This is a genomic window from Schinkia azotoformans, assembly GCF_035811335.1.
Classification (GTDB): Bacteria; Bacillota; Bacilli; order Bacillales; family Bacillaceae_J; genus Schinkia; species Schinkia azotoformans.
In genome coordinates, this window is record NZ_JARSMD010000001.1 from 35,174 (window position 1) to 58,600 (window position 23,427).

Below are 23,427 nucleotides of genomic sequence, written 5' to 3' on the forward strand. Positions count from 1 at the left end.
GCTGCTCACTGATTTGTCTTTTTTTTCAATAATATAGTGCAGCCATTTATTCATCTCGTTTTAAAGTAGGCGGGATTTCATCAGGGTCAACCATAATCTCAATGATAGTTGGTACCTTACTTTGTAATCCCCTTTGAATTGCATTTGCAATATCCTCTTCGTTCAAACATCTGAAGCCTTCGCAACCTAATGCTTTTGCAAAATAAACAAAATCTATTGGGTTGTTGTAGACAACATGGCCGGGGCAGTTTTGCCAATGCTTCATGCCAGTTTCCACCATGTCCAATCCACTATTATTAAAAACAAAGAAAAGAATCGGAGCGCGATGTTCGACTGCAGTTGCTATTTCTGTACCGTGCATGAGCATGCAGCCGTCCCCTGTAATACAAGCGATAGGCTGATTATGATTGTGAGAGCCTTCCGCGATTTTTGCCCCAATCGCATAGCCAATCCCGTTTCCCATCGCTATAAAGCGGTCATCAAAGAAAAAAGTATTTGGCTGGTACACATCAAAGTGTTTAACAGCGTAATAAGCATGACTACCAACATCTGCAAAAACTTTTGAAAATTCAGGTAAATTCCGACGGATTTCATGGACCGCTGACACCGACGAGATATAAGGCTGGGACATGGAGGCTTCAGCCCTTTGTTGAGCCATGGGGTTGGGTTTTCCGTCCTGTTGCTGTGCCATGGGGTCGGGAACTCCGGCCCAGTCTTCGCGTGTTGCTGCTACATGTTTTGAGACGGTCTCCAGTTCTTCAAATATCTTTTGGAAGGAAGACATGTCTTCATTAGTAGCCCCAATTTGCTCGGCTGCAATAAATAAATCTCCGTAGGTTTCTTTTAACCGTTTTAGGATAGTAGGTATATTTTCTGGTGAAACATTTTCTAGTTCTGGGTTGATTGGGTTTGAGTCATGTTGACCAGGAAAATGTGAGCCAGAGAACCCGCCCCTATAATCCAGATCCCTATGTCCCGGATTATCCGCATGGTCTGGGTTTCCCCAGCCCCAGCTTTGTCCCCACGAATGGCCCAGGCTACTGTCATCGCTTTCATTCCAAAGATCAGTGACTTCAAATTCCAATGTCAGGTATAGGATCTTTTTCAAATTTTCCTTCAAATCTCCCGGAACAAATAGGGTCGGTCTTGGGATTGTTTTGCCGACAAATGTTGGATCAAGGTCAAACTGAATGATTTTTTCCGGATAAAAGTCCGGGCGGAATCCTGCCAAAGCCATATCATTAAGTGATGAACCGGCGACAATCATGACATCAATGCCAGATTGTAAAAATTGATCGGCTTCTTCGGTTCCTCCTAAGCCATACACTCCTAATGAAAGCGGGTGGTTGGTTGGAAATGTTCCTTTTCCTCCGCCTGTCGTTATGACCGGAATACTTAACCTCGATGCGATTTCAAAAATTTCTTCGTAACTATCGGATGAGCGGATTCCTTTTCCTAAAAAGAAAACCGGATTTTTGGCTTCTTTTATCAAATTGAATGCTTCTTCAATATTTGCTGCGATTGTCTGGGGTGCTTGAGGTAGGTCTATGTCAAAAGATGTGATTTTTTCCTGTAAAACATCAAGTGGCATCGAAAGGTGGACAGGCCCTTTCACGCCCGTAAAGGCACGTTCAATCGCATGTCTAAAATGGTTTTCGAACGAATCTCCTCGATCTACTCTAGCACTGTATTTTGTAACAGGCTCGAGCATTTTAACTAAATCTGTTCCAAATGAAGAGGAGTCCTGACTATACGATTTACCGATTTTGCCCGCAGAAATTTGCCCTGTTAAAAATAGTACGGGTACATTGTGCGCCATTGCTTGTCCGGCAGACGTAATCATGTTTGTTCCACCAGGCCCCGCTGTGGCGAATGCAACTCCTAACGTTTTCTTTTGTAAGGCAAAGCCTCCAGCAGCATAACCCGCACCAGTTTCATGGCGTGCCAAAACAAAGGTGATGTCGTGCTTAACCATTTCTGTAATGAGCGGCACTACAGGGCGGCCAGGTATTCCAAAAATATGTGTTACATTCCATTTTTTCAAATGCTTCATTAGTACGTTTAAAACAGTTGTCATTTTAATCGCCTCATTTAATTTTTTGGGACGAAGAGTCGGGTTCTGTGTCCCTGTTGAGCCGGAGTTCCCGACCCCATGGCCCAAAAACTTGGCCAGAGAACCCGCCCCTGTGTCCCACGCTATGCCTGGGCCCGTGTCCCATTAATAGGTAATTTGATTTTGAATGTTGTCCCTTTGTTTTTTATTGTTTCAACATCAATTTCACCATTGTGGTTTTTGATAATCCGATGGCAAACCGATAATCCTAGGCCTGTCCCACTTGGTTTTGTTGTTAAAAATGGTGTGAATAGATTGTTCAGTACTTCTTGGTCAATACCGGAGCCTTGGTCGATCACAGAAATTTCCACCCGATTTGTAGAAGTATCCTTATTTAAAACGATATTAATTTCCCCACCTGCATGCATCTCCTCAATAGCATTTTGGATCAGATTAATCAAGACTTGCTTAATTTGATTTTTATCGATATAAATACTTAAGTCGTCTTCATTTACTTTATCTGTAAATTTAATAGAGACATTATGCAGATTGGCCTGAGTTTCCATAAATTGAATAGTATTTTGAAGTAATTTTGGGATGTTTACTTCTTTTTTAAATGGTGCTTCAGGTTTTGAAACGATAACGAAATTATTGATTAGTTCTTTCATTCGTTCCAGTTCATCATTGATGATTTTAAAATATTCTGGTGACTTTGAGCTATCAAAGTTGTTTTCTAATAAATGAAGAAATCCGCTAATTGGCGTTAAAGGATTCCTAATTTCATGTGCTAAACTGGCACTCATTTTACCGATAATGGAAAGCTTTTCGTTGGCAATGACCTGCTGCTCTAATTCAAAGCGGTCTGTGATATCTCTGAATTGGCAGAAGGCACCGATAAATTGGTCGCCATCGTAAATCGGTAAAGCATCGAACAAACAAACTTTCGTAAATTTATTATTGTAAAAATGTATCTCAATATTTTCGAACTTCTCATGGTCTTTTAAAACTTTTTCAATATAATGAGAAAAACCCTTAAATTCATCTTCATAGGTTTCAATGCTGTAGCCGATGACGTCCTGCCTCTTAAATCCTGTGTAGCTTTCAGCTGCTTCATTAAAGTCCGTTATAATCCCATTTTGGTCCGTGATAATAATTCCATTTTTTGTTGAATTAATAATAATTTGGTTGAACAGGTTTAATTGTTTATTTTTTTTATTCAATTCTATTTCTCTTTCAATTGAATCAACAGCGGATGAAACGAGCCCCAAATGAAAAGAGGAGGACTTGTCCACTGTTGTCATCAGAGTAATCGTACCTGTTAGCCCGTTATTCAATGAAAATTTACAGCTAGAACAAGAAATATTATGAAGTGCATCATGAAAATGCTCGCTGCCCTTAACCTGAATTGGTTGGTTATGGTTCAAACAAAGGAAAATAGAATTTGTTCCAGCATATTTTTCTACAAAACTAATCCCCTCATTAATCCCAATTTTCTTCTTAAGGTCTTCATTCCCCATTACCTTAAGGACATTACAGCTATCATCTGTAATAATGATCATCGCTGGGACCTCGCTTAAAAAGAAAAACAATTTTTTTACAAAAAACTTAGTAAGGTGGATCAACTCAGCGTATATTTGTTTTTTTTCTTCAAGTTCCTCTGGAGTTATTATTTGAAACAGCTTTGGTATGGCATGGGGATCCATCCCATAGATATGTTCGCAATTATATTTAGAATTCAAAGTATACCAAGATTCTGTTCGCATCATTATCTTCATATACCTCCTTTATGTCACTGTGGATAGGAAACGTGTTCCAATTCGATACTATCATTAAGTATATTCTCTTTTAGAATAATTGTTAAATAAAAAAGATTGTGTCGAATTATGGATTATACAAAAAAATAGTAAAAAAGTTGTGGTTTTTAGGGCGTAGTGGGCGAGGAGCATGTGCTGGGTTGATGGGTCGGATCGCAGGGTCAGCAGCAGTGGACTGGGACGTGGGGTCGGGACCTATGTCCCACCCAGAGCCCATGGTGTCGAAATTGGGCCGGAGAACCCGCCCCCGTGACCTATCCAGAGAACCTCCCAATGTGTTCCACCATTTCCTTTCATATTCCCAGCTTTGTCCTAATATACTGTGATAGTGAAGCAAGGGGGATAAGGGGGTATCGAAAATGGTTGAAAGTATAGTAACAATATTAACAATAATCGGGATTGATATTATTTTGGGTGGGGATAATGCAGTGGTTATTGCCATGGCAAGTAAAAACCTCCCGAAAGCCCAGCGGAATAAGGCGATGATATGGGGAGCCACGCTTGCCGTTATTTTAAGAACAATTTTAACGATTTTTGCGATGCTTTTATTGGAAATTCCATATCTAACATTGGTTGGAGGAATATTGTTAATAGGGGTTGCCGTTGGCTTAGTGTTAGGGGACAAAAGTGAAAAGGTATCTGTAAGAGCAGGTGCCAGTTTATCCAGTGCGATCTCCACGATTGTTTTTGCAGATATTATTATGGGATTGGATAATGTCTTAGCTGTAGCGGGAGCAGCAGGTGGGCACTTCCTTTACGTGTTATTTGGACTTATTTTTTCAATCCCAATCATTATAAGTGGAAGTAAGTTAATGCTTTTCTTAATAGATAGGGTGCCTTTTTTTATGTATTTTGGCGCAGGGATTTTAGCTCTAACAGCTGGGAAAATGATCGCTCATGATGAGGCTATTGCAAATTTTACCCACGGAATGACTAATTTTATACCAATCCTAACCGTGATTCTAGTATTGTGTTGGTGCATTTTGGCTAAAACATTCAATAATTCATTTGCAAGAAAGTAAAGTTCAAAAGGGTGAATGCCTTTCTGGGAGGCGCAGTTCCGGGAACTGTGGCCCATTGAGCCACGGGGTCGGGAACTGCGTCCCATTTTAATGGCTTTTTTTAAAAAGTTAGCAATCAATGAGCTCCTCTTTCATACAATATGGCAGTATCGTCGATAGAAAGGGGTAAAAAATGAGTGATCTATTTGCTTTATTGTTATTAGCGTTAGCTGTAAGTCTGGACAGCTTCACTGTTGGATTGACATACGGTCTTCGGAAGGTATCAATCCCGTTGAAATCAATCCTTGTTATTTCATCATGTACCTTTTTCGTTTTGCTGTTGGCAATGGGAATAGGTTCCGTTATCGAAATGTATATTTCATACCATGCAGCTGAAAGAATCGGGGGCATCATCTTAATTGGCATCGGGATTTGGGTTTTGATTCAATTTTTTACTTCAAATTCCGATGAAGCAAACCCGGGCAAGCCCAAAATGGTTGAGTTTGAAATCAAATCTCTAGGATTAATCGTAAAAATATTAAAAAAGCCGATGGAAGCAGATTTGGACAAATCTGGAACGATCAGCGTTGTAGAAGCCTTTATCCTTGGTATAGCGTTATCATTGGATTCCTTTGGTGCAGGAATCGGAGCAGCCCTGATTGACTTGCCACCGATTTTGTTTGCTTTAATAGTCACGTTTTCAAGTGCTTTTTTTGTAATAGCAGGAATCAACATCGGTCGGATATTCGGAGATTTAAGGTGGTTTAATAAGTTCTCCTTATTGTCGGGGGTTGCTCTGATTTTAATTGGGATTTTTAGAATGTGAGTGGATCACAGGGCGGTGGGGACGGGTCCGGTGAACCAGATGGACCGGAGAACCCGACCCCGCATCCCACCAACAGACCCTCTATCCCACTTATGCCTCCAGCCAATTTTGTGACCAATTTTCTACCTCTCTCATTAACTGCTCCAGTCCTAGACCTTTATTGGTTAGTGAATACTCGATTCGAACTGGAGTTTCCGGAAAACCCTCCCGCCTTATAATTCCTTCGTTTTCCAAATCCTTTAACCTTTCTGACAGGACCCTGCCACTTATACCTACTTTAGCTTCTATAGTACAAAAACGCTGTGGGCCAGATAAAAGCTGATAAACAATCAATCCGGTCCACCTTTGGCTTAATAATCATTATGAAAAATAAGTAAAATAATATTGGTGGTGTAAAGGATGGGACTTTTAGACAAAATATTTGGGAAACCAACCAAGGAGGAAGAAGCTATGACTACAGAAAAATTAAATATTGGAATCATTTTAGGAAGTACACGTCAAGGGCGTGTAAGTCCGCAAGTTGGGGAATGGGTGATGGGAATTGCTGACAAACGTGGAGATGCCAATTTTGAAATCGTAGATATTGCTGACTATAATCTTCCATTTCTAGGAACAACTGATGGAACGGAGCCAGGAATTGCGGCTTGGAATGAGCAATTGGCAAGCTTAGATGGATTTGTATTTATCGTTCAAGAATACAATCACAGTATTACTGGTGCGTTAAAAAATGCCATCGACTTTGCCCGTGAAGCTTGGTATAACAAAGCAGCTGGTATCGTAAGTTATGGTTCAACTGGCGGTGCTCGTGCAGCTGAACATTTACGTGGTATTCTTGCAGAACAAAAAGTTGCGGATGTTCGCACGCATCCAACTTTAAGCTTATTTACAGACTTTGTTAACGGCACAGAGTTTAAACCACAAGAATTACATCAAAATAATGTAAATACAATGCTTGATGAAGTGATTGCTTGGAGCGGAGCATTGAAAACATTCCGATAAAAACAAAAGGCAGAGGATCAGATTCCTCTGCTTTTTCGTTGTTTAGGGATAAAAGAACAATGGGGTCGGGAACTGTGTCCCAGTTTGAGTGTGGTTGTAGCTCAGAGACGTCGCCCCCGCATCCCAAATGGGCAAGAGCAACAGGGCAAAATGCCCCGACCCTATGTCCTCAAAATTAAAACAAAAGTCACCAAATAATAAATTAGAATAAACCACAATCTAGGACGCTAAGTGTCCGTATCCCAATACCATTCATTAATTTGCATTGATTGGTCTACGACGCTAAACAAAACCTCTTTTAAAAATGAATTTTTGTTCATTTAATATAGTTGAAATAACCTTGGGCAATTTGAAGTTCCTCTTGATAAAATATATACCTTGTTTGATACAAGAAAACTCAAAGACGTTATTTTTAATTTCCTTGAATCCAAATCTTATCAATGTTTTTCTTCCAGCAATTGAAACAGCAAAAGCCAGGATCTTGTTTACAAAAAATCCTTGCTTTCTTAACTTGTGTAAATGTTTTTCTAAAAAATCAAATAAATACTTACCAGAATAATAAGGATATTTTTCTTTGTCTATGACAATGGAAGACAAATATAAATTGTAGAATCCCATTTTGTCATAAGGCAGAGTGTGTTGTTCAATCTCTTCCTCTGTAACGGAATGCTCGATAATTCCTTTGTAAGTATCATCGTCAACCGGGCAAACCGTTAAATATCCAACCAAATCGTCATTGTTGACAACTGTTAAATCCGTTAATGGATTTATGTCCAATCGATGTAAGGTTGTTTCCTTATTAACCTGGTACTCAGAGTTATACACCTTCTTATCTAAATCTAACAACTCATCAACGTAGTCCTTCTCTAGATAAGTAAATATGAAGGTAAACACGACCTTTCTAAAACTTCAATTGTAAATACTTTCTAAAAATAATACTGCACCTGCATTTTCAATTGATGTTATGTATTAATTATACCACAGTTTCCAAGAAATTTACAGCGTTTTGAGTCAAGGGATCGGTTTGGACCGCAGGATCGTGAACTGTGTACCAGGGTTAGATCCAGAGTTCCCGACCCTATGGCTCAGAGAACCCAACCCCGCGATCCGCCTTGGGACAATGAACCCGCCTCAGTGTCCCGCCACGTCTCCACATCCTAAAATATTTTAATAAGTTAAAGGGTAAAATAGGAAAACCGTAATTTGTAAAGGGGATTATTTATGAAAGCGACCGATTTACTTGTGCAGTGCCTAGAAAATGAGGGTGTTGAGTATGTGTTTGGCATCATGGGGAAGGAAACCCTTGACCTGATTGATTCATTGTCTAAGTCCAAACAAATTCAGTTCGTAAATGTTCGACATGAACAAGGGGCCGCTTTTATGGCTGATGTTTATGGCAGATTAACGAAAAAAGTTGGCGTTTGCTTAGCGACTTTGGGACCCGGTGCCACCAATCTATTAACCGGAATAGCAAGTGCAAATCTGGACCACTCTCCGGTTGTAGCCATTACCGGACAAGCGGGACTTGAAAGGCAGCATCAAGAATCCCATCAATATTTAGATATAGTAAAAATATTTGAACCTGCAACAAAATGGAGCGTTCAAATTAAAGATTCACAGACCATCGCAAAAATCATTCGGGAGGCTTTTAGAGTAGCACAAATGGAAAAGCCGGGTGTAGTTTTAATTGAATTACCGGAGAACTTAGCTTCGCAAATGATTCCAACCAAGCCATTAGTAGTAACACCTATTCCGAAAAGCACACCTATTTCACAAGCTATAGAGGATGCTCGTACTTTGATAGGTCACAGCCAAAGACCGCTAATCATAGTAGGGAACGGGGTGATAAGGCAGGAAGCTGAGGCGGAGCTCTGCACATTTGTTGAAAACCTAAAATCACCCGTTATCCATAGCTTTATGGCGAAAGGGATTTTGCCTAAAAACGATCCGCTTAATTATTTTACATTTGGTTTTAAAAAGAATGACGAAGTATTACCAATGATAGGGCAATCTGATTTATTAATTGTCGTTGGTTTTGATTTTGTAGAAAGTGCCCCTAAGGATTGGAATAAAAAGATGCTCCCTGTTTTGCATATTGATCCTCTGCCAGCTGAAATTGATGAGCACTATCCTGTGAAGGGGGAGTTAGTTGGTGATTTAAAAGAGACATTACAGGCGCTTAATAAGCTGGATATGCACTCTAAACCATGGGCTCCAATGGGAAATCTAAAGGAACAAATTAGGACAGCTTATCAAATTGATCAAGATAATTTGGATCTAAAAGGAAATCAATTACGAACGACCGAGAATATTTTGACCGTTGTTGAAAAAAATTCAACGGAAAAAACCACCATAATTTCTGATGTAGGAGCCCACAAGATGTCCATTGCTCGTACATATCAACCCGTAAAGGCTGGTCGGCTTATCATCTCAAATGGATTAGCCTCAATGGGAATTGCCATACCTGGTTCCATTGGTGCCAAATTAGCTTGTCCGGACGAACCTGTTATTTGTATAACCGGTGATGGTGGAGCATTAATGAATATTTCCGAATTAGAGACCGCCCAACGATTAGGTCTATCGTTTATTGTCATTGTTTTAAATAATGGTTCGTTAAAATTAGAGGAACAAATGATGGTGGAGAAATTCGGTCATAGCTACGGTGCTTCCTTTGGTAACCCTGACTTTGTTCAGCTTGCTGAAAGCTTTGGCGTAAAAGGGGTAAGACCTACCCAGTTGGATGAGTTTGAACAAGTATTGAAGGATGCTCTATCTCGAGACGGTGAAATTACGCTGATCGATGTTCAAATGTGAAAAGGGATCGGAATGACGGGGCTGGGTTCGTCTCGGGGTCTGATTGAGCCACAGGGTCGGGAACTTTGGTCCAGATCTGAGCCAGAGTTCCCGACCCCGCGTCCCATATTCTATTTATTCTTCGATTAACTCTTTAATTTGAGTTTTAGCTTCGTCTAGGATGTCCTGGGCTTTAGCTTTAGTAGCATCGTCTAGATTCGTAAACAGATCTATAGGTTTACCAGCGCGAGCAGGGGGTTCTACACCAAGTTCAGATAACTGCTTTTGAGCGTCTTTGTGTGAAAGGGTTCCATTTTTCACCTTGTCCATGATCGCCTGTACTTTTTCTTTAGTAGCATCATCTAGGTTAGCGAAAGGAGAGCCATGCATGCCGCCACGACCAAATGGAAGGTCCACTCCAAGTTCAGATAACTGCTTTTGGGCGTCTTCGTGTGAAAGGGTTCCGTCTTTCACTTTGTCCATAATTGCCTGTGCTTTTTCTTTAGTAGCATCATCTAAATTCGCAAATCGGTCGACTTTTTCAAATTTTTCTGGAAGTGTGACACCGAGTTCAGCCAATTTTGCTTTTGCATCCTCCATGATGCTTTGAACTTTTTCCTTCGTTGCATCGTCAAGGTTTTGGTGCATTTTTACCTTCAACCCTTGAAATCCATCAGATGGTGCGGTTGTTGAATTTGTGGCTGCAAACGCAGGACTGTGAGCGGCTCCGATAACACCCAACGATATCGCACCAGTTAATAAATAAGTTTTGAATAATTTATTATTTCTTCTCATTAAAATACCTCCAGTTTTCTTATGTATCAAGGCTGCGCATCCCTCTCTACACATATAACTATAGGCCGTTTTTATGTCCACAGTATGTCCGGGCGGAAAAAGATTCATCGAAAATAGAAAGAAATGTGGATATATAGTTGACACAAAATAGTGGACCACAGGGGATTATGGGCCAGTGGGGCGGGAACTTTGTCCCAAAATTGATATAAATTTGGCCAACAAAGATTTTTGTTTAATTTTGTCGTACTATTATTTGGCTACATTTGATAAAATAGGAAAGATAGCAATTTTGTGGCGCCACTTACATTTTGGTGGATAATGCAATAAACTCATTGATAGAAATCCGTAAATCTTATAAAATTAAAGACGTTAGAAAAAAAATAGTAGTTTTGCCGTCTTGTTTTGTTTTGAAAGGGGACTATTTTTCTATGCATAATATTAAAAGAAATGACCCGTGTTATTGTGGTAGCGGGAAAAAATATAAGAAATGCTGCGAAGCAAAGAGTAACAATGACTCGATGCAGGCAATTCTTGAACGGGAAGTAGTTGGGGTGCAGTCTGAAATTCTTCGTGACGCCTTTACTCATTCGGAGTTCTCGACTACTGTGCAAAAAAGCATGAGTGAATTTAATCCTCCGGAAAAAATGAGAGATTCTTTTTATTTCTTTGTAGGTGTTTGGGCTTTATTTGCCAGCAAGGTTTTAAGTGGAAAAACAGCACTTGAGCAATTTTGCGATTCCAATATAGTAAATTTACGTCCAAAGGTTCAAGAAATTGTAGGCGCGTGGGTTGGGAAAACTCCGTCTGTAGTGAGAGTTGAAAATATTGATGGACGTAATGTTGTTGTAAAAGATATTTTTTCAAAAGAATTAAAAAATGTAAAAATAATAGATGAATTGACAGAGGTTCCAAATCAAGGCGCACTGTTACTTGGATATATTGTTCCGTTTACTAATGAGGCTTTGATCTTTTTCACATCAGCTTTATCGTTTGAAGAAGAGATGGCTGAAAATGTTGAGCAGTTCTTATGTCAAAAGTTTGTATCTGTTTCTGAAGGTGCGGGTTTTGATACGATGGCATTTTTACAAGACCACTTCTTAGAGCTTGTAGATTTATTCATGTCTGACCGCGATCTTGATGCGTTTGAATTAGAGGTTGCCGCAGCGGTTGAGGAACATGTAGAGGAAGAGCCTGACATGAAAAATGTACGCTCAGCCTTAACAGCTGTTGAAAAAGTGGGCGAGCAGGACCAGGCTGCTGCGGTCGTTAACCTTTTAGAAGAAAAGGTTCAAAGTGAGGACATGCCTGAATCCGTAATTGAAGCGGGCAGCACTTTATGGCAGACGTATTATCATAAAAAGCAGCCACAAATCAAAAATGAAAAAATTTATGCTGCGGCACTTCACTATTTACTAGTGGATAAAGTGTTCCCAGTATATCGTCGCACACAAAAAGCAACAGCTGAACTTTACCAAGCATCTATCGGAAGTGTCAGCACGCGCTCACGTGAAATGGCCTGTGTACTTGAAGAAGAGCTTAAGGAAATGTGCGTGAAATAATTGTAAAAAATGAAGAGTGGTAGAAATGCTTTAGTTGAGCATCTCTATCACTCTTTTTGGGTTGTGCGGCGGGGGACTAACCACAGTAGGGGGACAGTCACCGGTTCTCCAAAAAATCCTTTATTACCATATAAGCTAGAGCTCGGTCAACAGCTGGTTGATTTTGGAGATGATCAACAGTTGCTGCTGTTAAGGAATTAGGTGCCGCACTATTGGCATTCAAAAATTCCGTTAAATCGTCCTTACCTAAAACTTCGTCATCCTTTGAAAAAGGAAAGGCAGTCGTGAATGGTGCCTCGGAATACTGGTTAACTCGGCGAACAAGATCAATAAATTCAGTTTTGGTAATTGTTTCGTCCATTCTATATTCGTTATCGTAACCAGCTGCGATGAGTCCGAAGCTACGTAAAAATTTTACGCCATCATATGCCCAATGATTCATGATCGAATTGTCATAAGTAGGGATTGGGTATAGATTCGCACCGTTTTGATTTAATATGGATTGAATGCTCTTCATATGACGAAGTCCTGATTCACCGATGAAAGACTGGAAACTAATATTTTTTTTATTAGCATAGGCGGATGCAATTCCAGCGGCCTGGCCTACGGTCATACCAACTGGAACGGTTCGTGCGCTGCCATGGGCTAGAGCATCGTATCCGGTACTGCGGCCAGCGACGAGAAGGTTGTCAAATCCTTTGGGTACAATGCTTCTAAAAGGAACGGCATACATATCTGGTTTTCCGATAATGAGGTCACCTTCATCGATGACCGTGGCTTGCATGTCGATCGGGTAGCTGCCAAACGCAATCCGGTCATCAAAGTCTCGATTTTCAAGGACATCATCCACTGTCAATTTATACTCGGCATCTAAGTGGCGTGTTTCTCTAACGTAAAATTCATCGGCAGTTCCAACGAGTTCTACGTTTTTAAATCCAACTAAATTTTCCCGAAGAAATTCAGTGATTTTCGGTAACTCCTCATTTGCAATCCCCCAGGCAGTCTGTAGTTCACCAGGATTCAAACCGTTGACTCCAAGGATTTGGAAGGCGTTGATCAGCACATGTCCGCTATCCTGTCTACCAATATTCAAAGCACGAATTCGGACATTTTCCTGACTAGGCTTATATCGTGCCATTTCCTTCCCATAACCCCAGGCTGAAAATTGGTCAGCTCCTGTGTAAACTTCATCATCATTATTAAGGTAATTTTGAACCTTTGCCCAATCAACCCCGGACAGCTCGAACACGAGTGTAACGGCCATCATTCTTGCTTCGTTCCGAAAGTCTTCTTGACCGATTGTAAAATTAGCACCAGCAAGCTGGGCAAAATCAGCGTCAGGAGTGGAATCGATGTATTGCTTCCCAATGATTTTTTTTACAATCCCATTCGCATCCTTATATAGCAGTGCTTCAACATGATTTTGATTCATGATAGGGAGGAAGCTTTGAGCCCCAAGCTGCACCGTTATTTTTTTTTCATCGGCAAGCATGTTTTCAAAAACTCGTTTTGCTTGCTTCACATCAAAGGATGTGCGGTTATTTATTTTTTCGTAGAATTCAAGAAAAAGCCCTTTATTGACGCTCTCATGGGTGGGTGACCAGTTTATATCGATCATGTTCAGCATCCCAAGCGTATAAAGACCGCCAATGATCAGCTTTTTATCTAGTAAAAGCGTTTTTTGACCCTCACGCGCAGCAGCAATTGCGGCTGAAATTCCTTCAGGCTCGCTTCCAACAACAACAACATCGTAGGACTCGCCGTCGAGATTCCCGTAATTCAGCATCGCCCAGTTTGCCAATGTGCCAAGGAGGATTTCTTCTTTCACTTTGACAGGTTCAAGTGAGCGAAGCCTGGGAACATCGTTCGTTTCGAGGGCTACTGATGTTTGATTAGCTGTAGGACCGCAGGAGGTAAGCAGCAAAACTATAATTATGGTGAAAATAAAATGGAACTTCATAACACGCATCCTAACTAGTGAGTATGTATATAAGAATCTTAACATGAACTTATAATTATTAGTATTGCCACGGTTTTGGTTTGTAGACGTTTTCTGTTCTGGGACATGGGACCGGGAACTCTGGCGCAGGTGGGTGTGAGATGGGAGGGACACAGGGTCGGGAACTCCGGCTCGTGTTGGAAAATGTGGGTCCATATGGTCGGGAACTTTGGCTTTAGTGTACCTTTAACAATGTGTCCAATTCTTCATCGGTTACGATTTTCAATTTTATATCTTTAGACCAATCTTCATCAAATACTTCGAGAAGCTTATCGATTTCGTCATAAGTCAGCTTTATAGGTCGTTGATTCATGAAAAATTCACCTCATCTTTTTACTAAAATGATTCGGAGGTGTTCATCCGTTAATGGGGGTCAAGCGGGTTCCTTTAACAAAAAAGCACTTGGATTCCCAAGTGCTGTCAATAGGTAATGGCCCATATTATTTTTTTATGAAGATTGTAAACACAGTTCAAGTTCCTGTTGGTCAAACAAACTAAGAAATGCATCTACAACCTCAGGGTCGAACTGGCCCCCTTTATTTTTCCAAATTTCATGTAAGGTGTAGTCTAAATTAAGTTCATCTCTGTATACACGCTTCGTGGTCATGGCGTCAAATGTATCTGCAACAGCCACTATTCGAGCGTATAAAGGAATTTGATTTCCTTTTAACCCAGTTGGGTAACCTTTGCCATCAAATCTTTCATGATGATATAAAACAATATCTAAAATTCCGTTATTGTGGAAATTGCCAACATGTTTAATCATTTCGTATCCAATCATCGGATGGGATTGAATGATTTTATATTCTTCGTTGGTTAATCTTCCGTGTTTCTGTAAAATATGTTCCGGGATTCCGATTTTTCCGATATCATGCAACAATGCACCTTTGTGAATAATGTCGCAAGACTCTTTGGACAGATTCATTTTTTTCGCAATTTGAAGTGAATATTTTGCTACATTCTCGGAATGGCACATCGTATAAGTGTCTCTCGAATCCAAAGCATTGGCAAGTGCCGTTATCAGCTCCAAATCATCTCTTTTGACTTTTTGTACATACCTCATCAAACTAGCCGAAAGAAGTGTAATTAAAAGGTAGGTTAGCAAATGTATTAGAAAAACGCCTAAATTGGATTCGGGGTCAGGAATAAAAAAGTACCTACAAACTACAACGATTAAAGTTAGCAGGGTTAGAAGCCACAGAGGCTTGTTGTAAAAACCGAAACCTAGAAAAAGAACGGAAAAAATATATAGTATATATAATGGATTTTCCTGGAGTAAAAAGCTGTTCAAAATAACACTGAAAATCAAAAGGCCAAAAAAACCATTACGAGAGTATGCAGGGTTATTAAACAATCGAATTAATAAGGGGTGGTTCATAAGGGTTCATTAGCCCTCCTGTTTGGATATATTTTTGTAATATAGTTTTAATTTTATCACGGAATTAGGTGTAAAGACCCATATTCAGAAAACTGAGTTTAGTTTATTTTTGGTAAATTTTCCTGTTTTAGGAGCGGGACACAGGGTCGGGAACTCCGGCTTAATTACTTGAGAAATGTATAGTATAATATGCTATACTCCCCAATTGAAATTGGGATCTTTCAGCATAAGGGCTTTCACCTATTGATTTCGGGTCTGTATTTTTAAACATTCTAGATTGTAAGGGGAATTGGCAGGTGTAATAAGGTGGGGGAATGGTATAGTATGGATAATAAAGATAACAATAAATATGTAAGACTTAAACGAAGAATATATCTTGTCATATTCCCATTACTTTTTATTACAAATGCAACATATTGGTTATTTTCACCCTATGTTGATCGTTTTATGGGATCAGTTCTTCCTTTTTTATGCTTGTTTTTTGCGATAGTTTGGGTGCTCATCTATTATAATCGTTTGATGCGTACCTGTGAGATTATAAGTTTAGGTGTATTTGGCATTTATCATTTGTTTAGAGTGTATTCCTTGACTGGCCAACTTGAAGAAGGGATTATTAATGTCTATGTGTTATGGTCTCCTATTTACTTCGTTTATATCTTTATGGTTCTTGAGAGGAAAAAGGCACTTGGATATTCGCTCTTTATTATCTTAATCACAGTAGCAATGGGGATCATTCACTTCGATAATCCGAGAGCCAATGACACTCTTATTCAATTTTATATCAGCACCATTTTATATACCTTAATCCTATTTTATTTTCAAAGAATTGTTTCCGCTTATATAGAATCAGATATACTTAGAAAAAATGCATATTATGACTCTTTAACTGATATTGGAAATCGTAGGTCGGTGGATACATGGTTAGAAAATGAGATTAATCGCTGTCATGAGTGTAATAGTGTTTTTTCTATTATTTACTTTGATATTGATCATTTTAAGAAAATTAACGATGAATATGGTCACGATGTTGGAGACCACGTACTTAAGGAATTTTCCTCCTTAGTGAAAAGTTATATTCGGTCTAGCGACTTCTTTGGACGTTGGGGAGGAGAGGAGTTTATTATCTCAACAAACCAGTCCTTAGCTGAGGCAACACAGTTTGCAGAAAGACTTCGGGGAATTATCGAAAATCATTCTTTTTGTTATGTCGACCATGTAACTGCCAGTTTTGGAATTGCTTGCTTTCAGCCAACCGATGTTTCTAAGACCTTAATAAAGCGTGCCGATCAAGCACTATATAGTGCTAAGAACAACGGGAGAAATATGGTAAAAGCCTTTTGATTGCTCTCTTTATGATAAAGGAATTTTATTGTATAGGGCTGTCTAAAAAAGTTCATTGAAATATGACTTTTGAAGGCAGTTCTCTTTCTGTATATGGCCTTCTTTTCCAGTACTTCCAATTATATCGAAACCTAATATAGAGGAATTATTGTGAAAAACTGAATCTACTTATGGTAGGCTTCACTGCTATTAACACTAACACTAAAACCAGTTCTTTAAAACATGAAAATACCCACAATTATAATCCCACTAAAAAATCACCATGAGCTTATCATTTGAAACTACGAAAGATTTATATTAGTATATTTAAGTAACTAAAAAGTATAGAAACTTAAAACGAATTTAAACAATGGGGGAGAACATCTTGTCAAAAGTATTATTTATCATAGCAAACGATCGTCCAGCTGAGCAAGCAATCAGCTCTAAAATGTATGAAACATTCTTGAACACATACAAGGAAGCAAATCCAGCAGATAAAATTACTGAGTTGAACCTTTTCAATGCAGACCTACCCGATTACGGAAATACCGCTATCATGGGAGTATACAAACGTAACCAGGGACTCGAGTTGACTACCGAGGAGGCAAAAGCAGCTGACTTAGTTGAGCAATATTTGAACCAATTTTTATCAGTAGATAAAATCGTTTTAGCTTTCCCGTTATGGAATAGCATGGTTCCAGCACCACTTGTAAATTATATTTCTTACCTGGCTCAAGCAGGTAGAACTTTCAAATACACTGCCGAGGGACCAGTCGGTCTAGTCACTGATAAAAAAGTAGTTTTGCTTAATGCACGTGGTGGAGATTATTCTTCAGAAGCAATGGCCCCATTTGAAATGGCTATTAAATATGTCCAAACTAACCTTGGATTTTGGGGAATCACAGATATAGAAACAATCGTAATTGAGGGTCACAATCAATACCCTGACCGTGCTCAAGATATTATTGCAGACGGTTTAGAAGCAGTTGCGAAGACGGCTGGGAAGTTTTAAGTTTAAAATGAATATAAAATAAATGCAGAGGATCCTTCCCCTGCATTTTTGTATGGAATGGAATGGGACAGAGTTCCCGACCCTCTGTCTCACTTCAAATTCACTCCAAAATCAAATTCAATCTCAAAAAGACGATTCCATGGCATGTCAATTTTTTGAATGGAAAAATTCTCGATTTCCGCAGTACTTCCTGTTTTTTTGCTTAATAATACTTTAGAGCCCTTGACCTTTGCATGAAGCAAATCAAATTCTTTATTAAATTGCTCATTTGTAAAAAATAAAACTGATTTCTTCATCGGTCCAATGTCCCAAGCATTGCCGCCAATATAACGGACATACCACTCGGTTTTAGGTGCCACTTTATTGCGGTAGATATGATCGGATGAAATTGAATTTAATAAAAATTCAATATGACCTTTGGCAGCACGTTCGTCGATGTCAGGCGTTTGTGGCCCTTTTTCTAAATATAAAAATCTTGAATTTGCATGACCAATGGCTGTTCCAATTGCATTTCCTGCCGTGTTAAAGGCACTGTACGATAATAAATTTGTTATGCCAATATCATTAATGACGGCATCCCCGTACGCTTGGTTAGCCTGATTTACTTTTTCAACATCTATAAAAACAACATGTTTCCCGTTTGCAATCTGACGTTTGATCTCAGCAACAGCTTGTGATACCTCATCGTTTATTGATACTGTTGCCTCATCATTTTTTTCAATGTTGGTAGATAAAAGATTCTGCATTGCGTCGTTGTTTTTTGCAAGAGTATTAGGTGTGTTCACATATACCTCAATGTTAGCCTGCTGAGAAGGGGAAGCAATGATTCCGCCTGCAGCAATCACGTGTTTGGCAATATTTGTTTGCAGCGTATAATGGTCAAAAGGTGAAATCCACTCCGTACCACTTACCCCTAGATAGTGGATTTTAAAACTAGTTTGATAGTTTTTAAGAGTAGAAAGAAAACGTGATACTAGAATAACATCAACTTCGTCTGCCCCATCAAATACGCTCACCTTGTGTTGGATGTTGGAAGAATTGATTTTTTGAATCAAATTCTCATGTTCCTCACGGTGGAGGCCGGTTTGGTTGGCATCATCTTGCCCCAGAACAAGGTAGTCGATGTAACCCTGCTTCGTCCAATCAATTAGTGTTGCATTTATGGTGTTATTTCGGGCACGAATCTGCTTATACTCATCAATTAAGTTGCTGCCAATTTTCGTTTCCAGCTGAATCAACTTGGTTGTCTGGCCGGTTTTATTTAAATTTTTTACCTCGTCATAAGTAATCGCCCAGTCGCGGATAAGATTGTATTTCTCAAGATTCCCATCCTTCAGAACCGTAGGCGCCAAACGTTGAATCGTATCATATACATACAGTGGCTTGGTTGGGTATTTTTCCTTCAGTGCTTTAATAATTTGAAGTTGCTGAAGGGCACCATCGGTCGTTTGCTTACTTGTCCGCGAATCAACTAGCCCGCCATCAGTAAGCATATCCGCAGAAATAATAAAGCCATCCACATTATCGCTATTTTCTAAAATCCAAGCTGAAAGCTGATCAAGCGTATCAGACGCAGTTTGATGATTAATCAGGCTTTGTGGTGGAAGAATAACCTCAACGCCACCGGCTTGCCCAACTTTCTTGGGATAATATGTATTTGCCGGACGATTGTCTAACGGGACCACGAGCAGGCGCGGTTGTGGTTTTGTTTCCGTTTGGTTTTGTGCCTGTGCATTGTCTTGTTTTTGTGCTTTTGCGTTATCTGAGGTTGCATTCGTCTCAGCATAACCAACCTGCGTTTGGAATTGCAAACCCAATAACACTATTAAATTAATTAATATAAAATTTACGAGACTAGCAATATGATTAATTTTCATTAAATCATCCTTATATCCTTCTTTACTTTTTGTAGTAATGTAAACCAGAGTCAACTTCGTACTGGATTGATGAAATCCAAGGCCGTACAGTCCGAACTTGTGCCGCCTTCGGACAGTGTTCGTGAAAATAAAGGCCATAGAGTCCGAACCCGGGCCGCCTTCAGACAGCATTGATGAAAACCAAGGCTATCGAGTCCGAACTATAGTGGGACGAGCCCCCACCCACCAGTTGGTGCCATTCCACACCCTACTCCTGTGGCGGATAAGCTCTCCACTGCGATAAATCAATCTCACTTGGATCCTTCGTCAATAGCGAAGTAGGGAAGACGAAATTCCACGGCTTGCTTGTGTTCGCCTTAATCTCAAGGTCCTCCAATACAAACCCGCCCTGCGCCACTACTTCACCGCTTGCATCCTCAACCACCAACGGCAGTTGCTGTAACTTAATATTTTGCTGCGAGCCATTCTGAATCAAAATCGAAACCTGTAATTTTCCATTATCCATAAATTTCGACTGGATGCCGACCAACTGAATTTCGCCTGGCTTTGGCGGAGTGATGGACCCAAGCATATTTCTCAGCTTCTCTTTGTCCTCATCGGCCAACGTCTTTTCCCAACTCTCCGCAAGATCTAATGTATGATCCTGGTTCTCACTCTGCAACTGGAAAGCCAGCCCCCAAATCTCCGTTTCAATGGCTGAAATCGGCTTATAAAGATCCTTCTGCTCAAACACAAACTGAAATGGACGGCTGCTGCGCGGCGGAATATGCCCCACCTTCGTCAAATCAAACTCCTTGCGCCCGTAAACCTCATTCTCTCCAATCAACAACAGGGTTGTCGTCCCAATCTCAATCGTTTGATTAATACTGCTGCGAACGAACGCCGAACAAACCACTTGCCGTTCATTCTTCACAATCTCAATCCCACTCAAGGAAATCTCATCAGCTTTTAGCGGACTTAACTCATTATTCAAAAAGCGAAAAACATACTCCTGCTCCTGCGGAATATTCCAGTCCGGGTGAATCGAAAGCTCCGTATAAACCTCTTCCTCCGGGTCGCCCTCTGACTCCACGCCTTCCAAATTCAATAAATCTTTCGCTGACACAGCATTCTCGCTACCCGTACTTTTTATATCCTCATCATTTGTTTTTTTTCTTTTAAAAAACGATAACATGGTAAAAATCCTCCCGTTTCAGTTTTTTCTAATTTAAAAGTGGCTATCCCATCTGTTTTTTCCCGAAGCCTCTAACATTCCTACATCGTGCAAAAAGGGCATTCGTCGTTCCGAAAACAAAAGTTTGCCACTCGTTCACCACACGAACGTTCCCAAAACCCAGTGCAAGCCAGCCACTCGGTTACGATCGCCAGTTGAACGTTCCCGAAACCCCGCACCCACTCTAAACCAATTTTCGAGCAAGCTAATAACTTTTTGTTACCATAAATTCAACCCTACTCAGCATCTAGCTCTTCCTCGCCTTTTCCATCCTGCTCAGCTGCTTCCTCTTCTGCAAGCTGTTCAAGTAATGGGGCTGCGATGCGAGCCAGCTGGACACTTGAATCATGGTCGATTAAAGAGAATGTGTGGTGGAAAACTTCAAGACCTTCATTTTGGTAAAGGCGAAGTGGGTCTTCTTGCTGGTAATGGCGCAACCCAATGCCTTCTTTAATCCGTGTCATGCTCTCTAAATGATTAACCCAATGTTTATCGATGACCGCTACAAGGACACGTCTTAAAACCTGTTGAAGATTCGTATTGTCCTTCAATTTTTCAAGATTTTCTAAATACGGTTCAATCGCTTGAGCGACTGCACCATGAACCTCATCTACTTCATTGACTTCTACTGGAAGCTGAATTTTTTGCCCAACAATCAGTTGATTTAATTCATTAACAAGTCGATCTAATGGCCATTCTTCAGGTTCAAGCTCTTTCGAACAATATTTGTCAACAAGGTAGTGGCTGTATCGTGGGATCATTTCCAAAATAAGTGATAGAACATCTTCATTAATAAGAGCATTGTCACGCAGGTTGTAGATAGCCTTACGTTGGTCGTTGACGATGTCATCCAGTTTTAAGTTGTATTCACGTATGGCGTAGTTACTACCTTCACAAATACGTTGGGTGCGTTCAACTAATTCATGAATATTTTTATTTAAAATAAGCCCTGTTTCGTCCGTTTGCAGCTTTTGCTGTAATTTTTCAATTTCCTCATGAGAAAAGCGACGGAATAATTCATCCTCAATCGAGATGAAAAATTGCGAAGACCCTGGGTCACCTTGACGTCCAGCACGACCGCGCAGCTGGTTATCAATGCGGCGGCTTTCATGTTTTTCCGTACCAAGAATGTGTAAGCCTCCAAGTTCTGCAACGCCTTCACCCAACAGGATATCAGTACCACGACCGGCCATATTTGTGGCAATCGTAATGTGGCCTTTTTGACCGGCTAGGGAAATAATACTCACCTCTTGCTCAACTGTTTTTGCATTTAGAATCTCACAAGGCAAGTTTTCTTTTTTTAGGTATTCTCCAATTTTTTCTGATTGGATAATGGATGTTGTTCCAACCAGGATCGGCTGTCCTTTTTCATGACGCTCTTTAATTTCATTTGCCATCGCTACATATTTGTCATGCTTAGTTGCGTATACACGCTCTAACATGTCAACACGTTGAATAGGTTTATTCGTTGGAATAGGAACAACTTCCATATTGTACGTGTTGCTGAATTCTTTTTCCTCCGTTTTCGCCGTACCTGTCATTCCCGAAAGGATTGGGTACATCCGAAAATAGTTTTGAATTGTAACAGAGGCTTGAGATTTATTTTCCTCCGTGATTTCAAGACCTTCTTTTGCCTCAATCGCCTGATGTAAGCCATCGCTAAGGGTACGACCTTCCATGATCCGGCCTGTGAACATATCAACAAGCATAACCTTACCGTCTTGAACAATATAATCAACGTCACGTTTGAACATAACATGTGCCCTGAGTGCTTGGATGGCATAGTGATATAATGTTTGATGTTCCAAATCATATAGATTATCAACACCAAAAGCACGTTCAACCTTATTAATACCTTCCTCAGTCAGGCTTGTTGCTTTTGTTTCATCATCAAAAGTGTAATCAACATCACGTTCAAACCGCTTTGCTAGACGTGCACAAATTTGATGAAGATTGGCCGCAGCCTCCATTTTTCCGGCGATAATCAGCGGCGTTTTTGCTTCGTCAATAAGAACGCTGTCAATTTCGTCAATAATCGCATAATGATACGGACGTTGAACGCGCTGGCTTACATCCTGCACCATATTGTCACGCAAAAAGTCAAATCCAAATTCAGTCCCAATACCGTAGGTTATATCCGCTTCGTAAGCCGCTTTCTTTTGCTCTGGCTCCATCATTGGAACATTCAGGCCAACTGTGAGCCCAAGGAACTCATGAATTTTTCCGATTAGATCACGGTCACGTTTCGCTAAGTAATCATTAACCGTAATAATATGTACACCTTTTCCTTCAAGAGCACGCAGGTAGGCAGGTAGCGAACCAACCAATGTTTTCCCTTCACCAGTAGCCATCTCGGCAATGTTGCCGCCAGTAAGAACAAGCCCGCCAATCAACTGAACATCAAAATGGCGCATCCCAAGAACACGCTTTGCCGCTTCCCGGACCACTGCAAACGCCTCAGCTTGAATGTCAAAAACCGTCTTCCCATTCGCAAGCTCTTCCTTAAATTGTGCAGTTTTTCCCTTTAACTCCTCATCAGAAAGCTTCTCAATCTCGGGCTCTAAACTGTTGATTTCATCAACAATCTTATAGTACCTTTTTAACTTACGTTGTTGATCATCACCGATGATTTTTTTGATTGCATTCAGCATGCCGTTCTCTCCTTTTACAATTAAAAGCGTCGTATGTATTCATTATGACAAAAACTGCCTGAATTTATGAATAAATTGGTTATGTAAAAACTTTGCGGATTTTCATTTTGTAAATTTTACAGTAAAAATCCTACCCT

The 23,427-nt window shown here is 40.1% G+C and carries 17 protein-coding genes and 1 pseudogene; 7 read left to right on the top strand and 11 right to left on the bottom strand.

Annotated elements, in window-relative coordinates; all coding sequences use genetic code 11:
- Positions 1-46 precede the first annotated feature (46 nt).
- A complete protein-coding gene (locus P9E47_RS00150; RefSeq protein WP_326162198.1) occupies positions 47-2,077 on the bottom strand; it encodes a thiamine pyrophosphate-binding protein in 2,031 nt (676 codons plus the stop codon).
- Between the two features lie 119 nt (positions 2,078-2,196).
- A complete protein-coding gene (locus P9E47_RS00155) occupies positions 2,197-3,819 on the bottom strand; it encodes an ATP-binding protein (protein WP_003329915.1) in 1,623 nt (540 codons plus the stop codon).
- Positions 3,820-4,226: 407 nt separating this feature from the next.
- On the opposite strand from P9E47_RS00155, the gene P9E47_RS00160 reads away from it, so the two are divergent.
- Positions 4,227-4,889: a TerC family protein gene (locus tag P9E47_RS00160; protein ID WP_003329914.1), complete on the top strand. Its 663-nt coding sequence runs from the start codon at positions 4,227-4,229 to the stop codon at positions 4,887-4,889.
- A 172-nt stretch (positions 4,890-5,061) separates the two neighbouring features.
- A complete protein-coding gene (gene ytaF, locus P9E47_RS00165; protein ID WP_003329913.1) occupies positions 5,062-5,694 on the top strand; it encodes a sporulation membrane protein YtaF in 633 nt (210 codons plus the stop codon).
- A 90-nt stretch (positions 5,695-5,784) separates the two neighbouring features.
- Here ytaF and P9E47_RS00170 read toward each other — a convergent pair.
- Positions 5,785-6,051, bottom strand: a pseudogene (locus P9E47_RS00170) (winged helix-turn-helix transcriptional regulator); the annotation flags it as partial.
- A gap of 42 nt (positions 6,052-6,093) precedes the next feature.
- On the opposite strand from P9E47_RS00170, the gene P9E47_RS00175 reads away from it, so the two are divergent.
- Complete coding sequence (locus tag P9E47_RS00175; RefSeq protein ID WP_003329911.1) at positions 6,094-6,693, top strand: NADPH-dependent FMN reductase; 600 nt, start codon at positions 6,094-6,096, stop codon at positions 6,691-6,693.
- 282 nt (positions 6,694-6,975) lie between these two features.
- Here the strand turns inward: P9E47_RS00175 and P9E47_RS00180 are convergent, their stop codons facing one another.
- Positions 6,976-7,539 carry an immunoglobulin domain-containing family protein gene (locus tag P9E47_RS00180; RefSeq protein WP_003329909.1) on the bottom strand — a complete coding sequence of 188 codons (564 nt, stop codon included), beginning with the start codon at positions 7,537-7,539 and terminating at the stop codon, positions 6,976-6,978.
- Positions 7,540-7,914: 375 nt separating this feature from the next.
- Between P9E47_RS00180 and P9E47_RS00185 the strand changes: the two genes are divergently transcribed.
- On the top strand, positions 7,915-9,507 hold the full coding sequence (locus P9E47_RS00185; protein ID WP_003329908.1) for an acetolactate synthase large subunit: 1,593 nt from the start codon (positions 7,915-7,917) through the stop codon (positions 9,505-9,507).
- A 114-nt stretch (positions 9,508-9,621) separates the two neighbouring features.
- Here the strand turns inward: P9E47_RS00185 and P9E47_RS00190 are convergent, their stop codons facing one another.
- Complete coding sequence (locus P9E47_RS00190; RefSeq protein ID WP_003329907.1) at positions 9,622-10,281, bottom strand: hypothetical protein; 660 nt, start codon at positions 10,279-10,281, stop codon at positions 9,622-9,624.
- Positions 10,282-10,709: 428 nt separating this feature from the next.
- Between P9E47_RS00190 and P9E47_RS00195 the strand changes: the two genes are divergently transcribed.
- Positions 10,710-11,840 carry an SEC-C domain-containing protein gene (locus P9E47_RS00195; RefSeq protein WP_003329906.1) on the top strand — a complete coding sequence of 377 codons (1,131 nt, stop codon included), beginning with the start codon at positions 10,710-10,712 and terminating at the stop codon, positions 11,838-11,840.
- 97 nt (positions 11,841-11,937) lie between these two features.
- On the opposite strand, the gene P9E47_RS00200 is transcribed toward P9E47_RS00195, so the two are convergent.
- The 3 genes from P9E47_RS00200 to P9E47_RS00210 all read right to left on the bottom strand — a co-directional run bounded on the left by P9E47_RS00200 (position 11,938) and on the right by P9E47_RS00210 (position 14,869).
- Positions 11,938-13,800, bottom strand: a complete 1,863-nt coding sequence (locus tag P9E47_RS00200; RefSeq protein ID WP_003329905.1) for an FAD-dependent oxidoreductase — start codon at positions 13,798-13,800, stop codon at positions 11,938-11,940.
- Between the two features lie 214 nt (positions 13,801-14,014).
- The gene (locus P9E47_RS00205; protein ID WP_157382055.1) at positions 14,015-14,152 is read right to left on the bottom strand and encodes a hypothetical protein; all 138 of its coding nucleotides are present in this window, start codon (positions 14,150-14,152) and stop codon (positions 14,015-14,017) included.
- Between the two features lie 135 nt (positions 14,153-14,287).
- Positions 14,288-14,869, bottom strand: a complete 582-nt coding sequence (locus P9E47_RS00210) for an HD-GYP domain-containing protein (RefSeq protein ID WP_235786692.1) — start codon at positions 14,867-14,869, stop codon at positions 14,288-14,290.
- Positions 14,870-15,541: 672 nt separating this feature from the next.
- Between P9E47_RS00210 and P9E47_RS00215 the strand changes: the two genes are divergently transcribed.
- Together P9E47_RS00215 and P9E47_RS00220 are read left to right on the top strand one after the other, a co-directional pair.
- Positions 15,542-16,558: a GGDEF domain-containing protein gene (locus tag P9E47_RS00215; protein WP_326162199.1), complete on the top strand. Its 1,017-nt coding sequence runs from the start codon at positions 15,542-15,544 to the stop codon at positions 16,556-16,558.
- Between the two features lie 349 nt (positions 16,559-16,907).
- Positions 16,908-17,549 (top strand): FMN-dependent NADH-azoreductase, encoded by a 642-nt coding sequence (locus P9E47_RS00220; protein WP_051015753.1) that lies wholly within the window; start codon positions 16,908-16,910, stop codon positions 17,547-17,549.
- Positions 17,550-17,638: 89 nt separating this feature from the next.
- On the opposite strand, the gene P9E47_RS00225 is transcribed toward P9E47_RS00220, so the two are convergent.
- The 3 genes from P9E47_RS00225 to secA2 form a co-directional block, all read right to left on the bottom strand.
- Positions 17,639-19,426: a DUF4127 family protein gene (locus P9E47_RS00225; RefSeq protein WP_039956971.1), complete on the bottom strand. Its 1,788-nt coding sequence runs from the start codon at positions 19,424-19,426 to the stop codon at positions 17,639-17,641.
- A gap of 247 nt (positions 19,427-19,673) precedes the next feature.
- Positions 19,674-20,600, bottom strand: a complete 927-nt coding sequence (locus tag P9E47_RS00230; RefSeq protein ID WP_003329900.1) for an accessory Sec system S-layer assembly protein — start codon at positions 20,598-20,600, stop codon at positions 19,674-19,676.
- A 275-nt stretch (positions 20,601-20,875) separates the two neighbouring features.
- Positions 20,876-23,290: an accessory Sec system translocase SecA2 gene (secA2, locus tag P9E47_RS00235; protein WP_003329899.1), complete on the bottom strand. Its 2,415-nt coding sequence runs from the start codon at positions 23,288-23,290 to the stop codon at positions 20,876-20,878.
- Positions 23,291-23,427 lie beyond the last annotated feature (137 nt).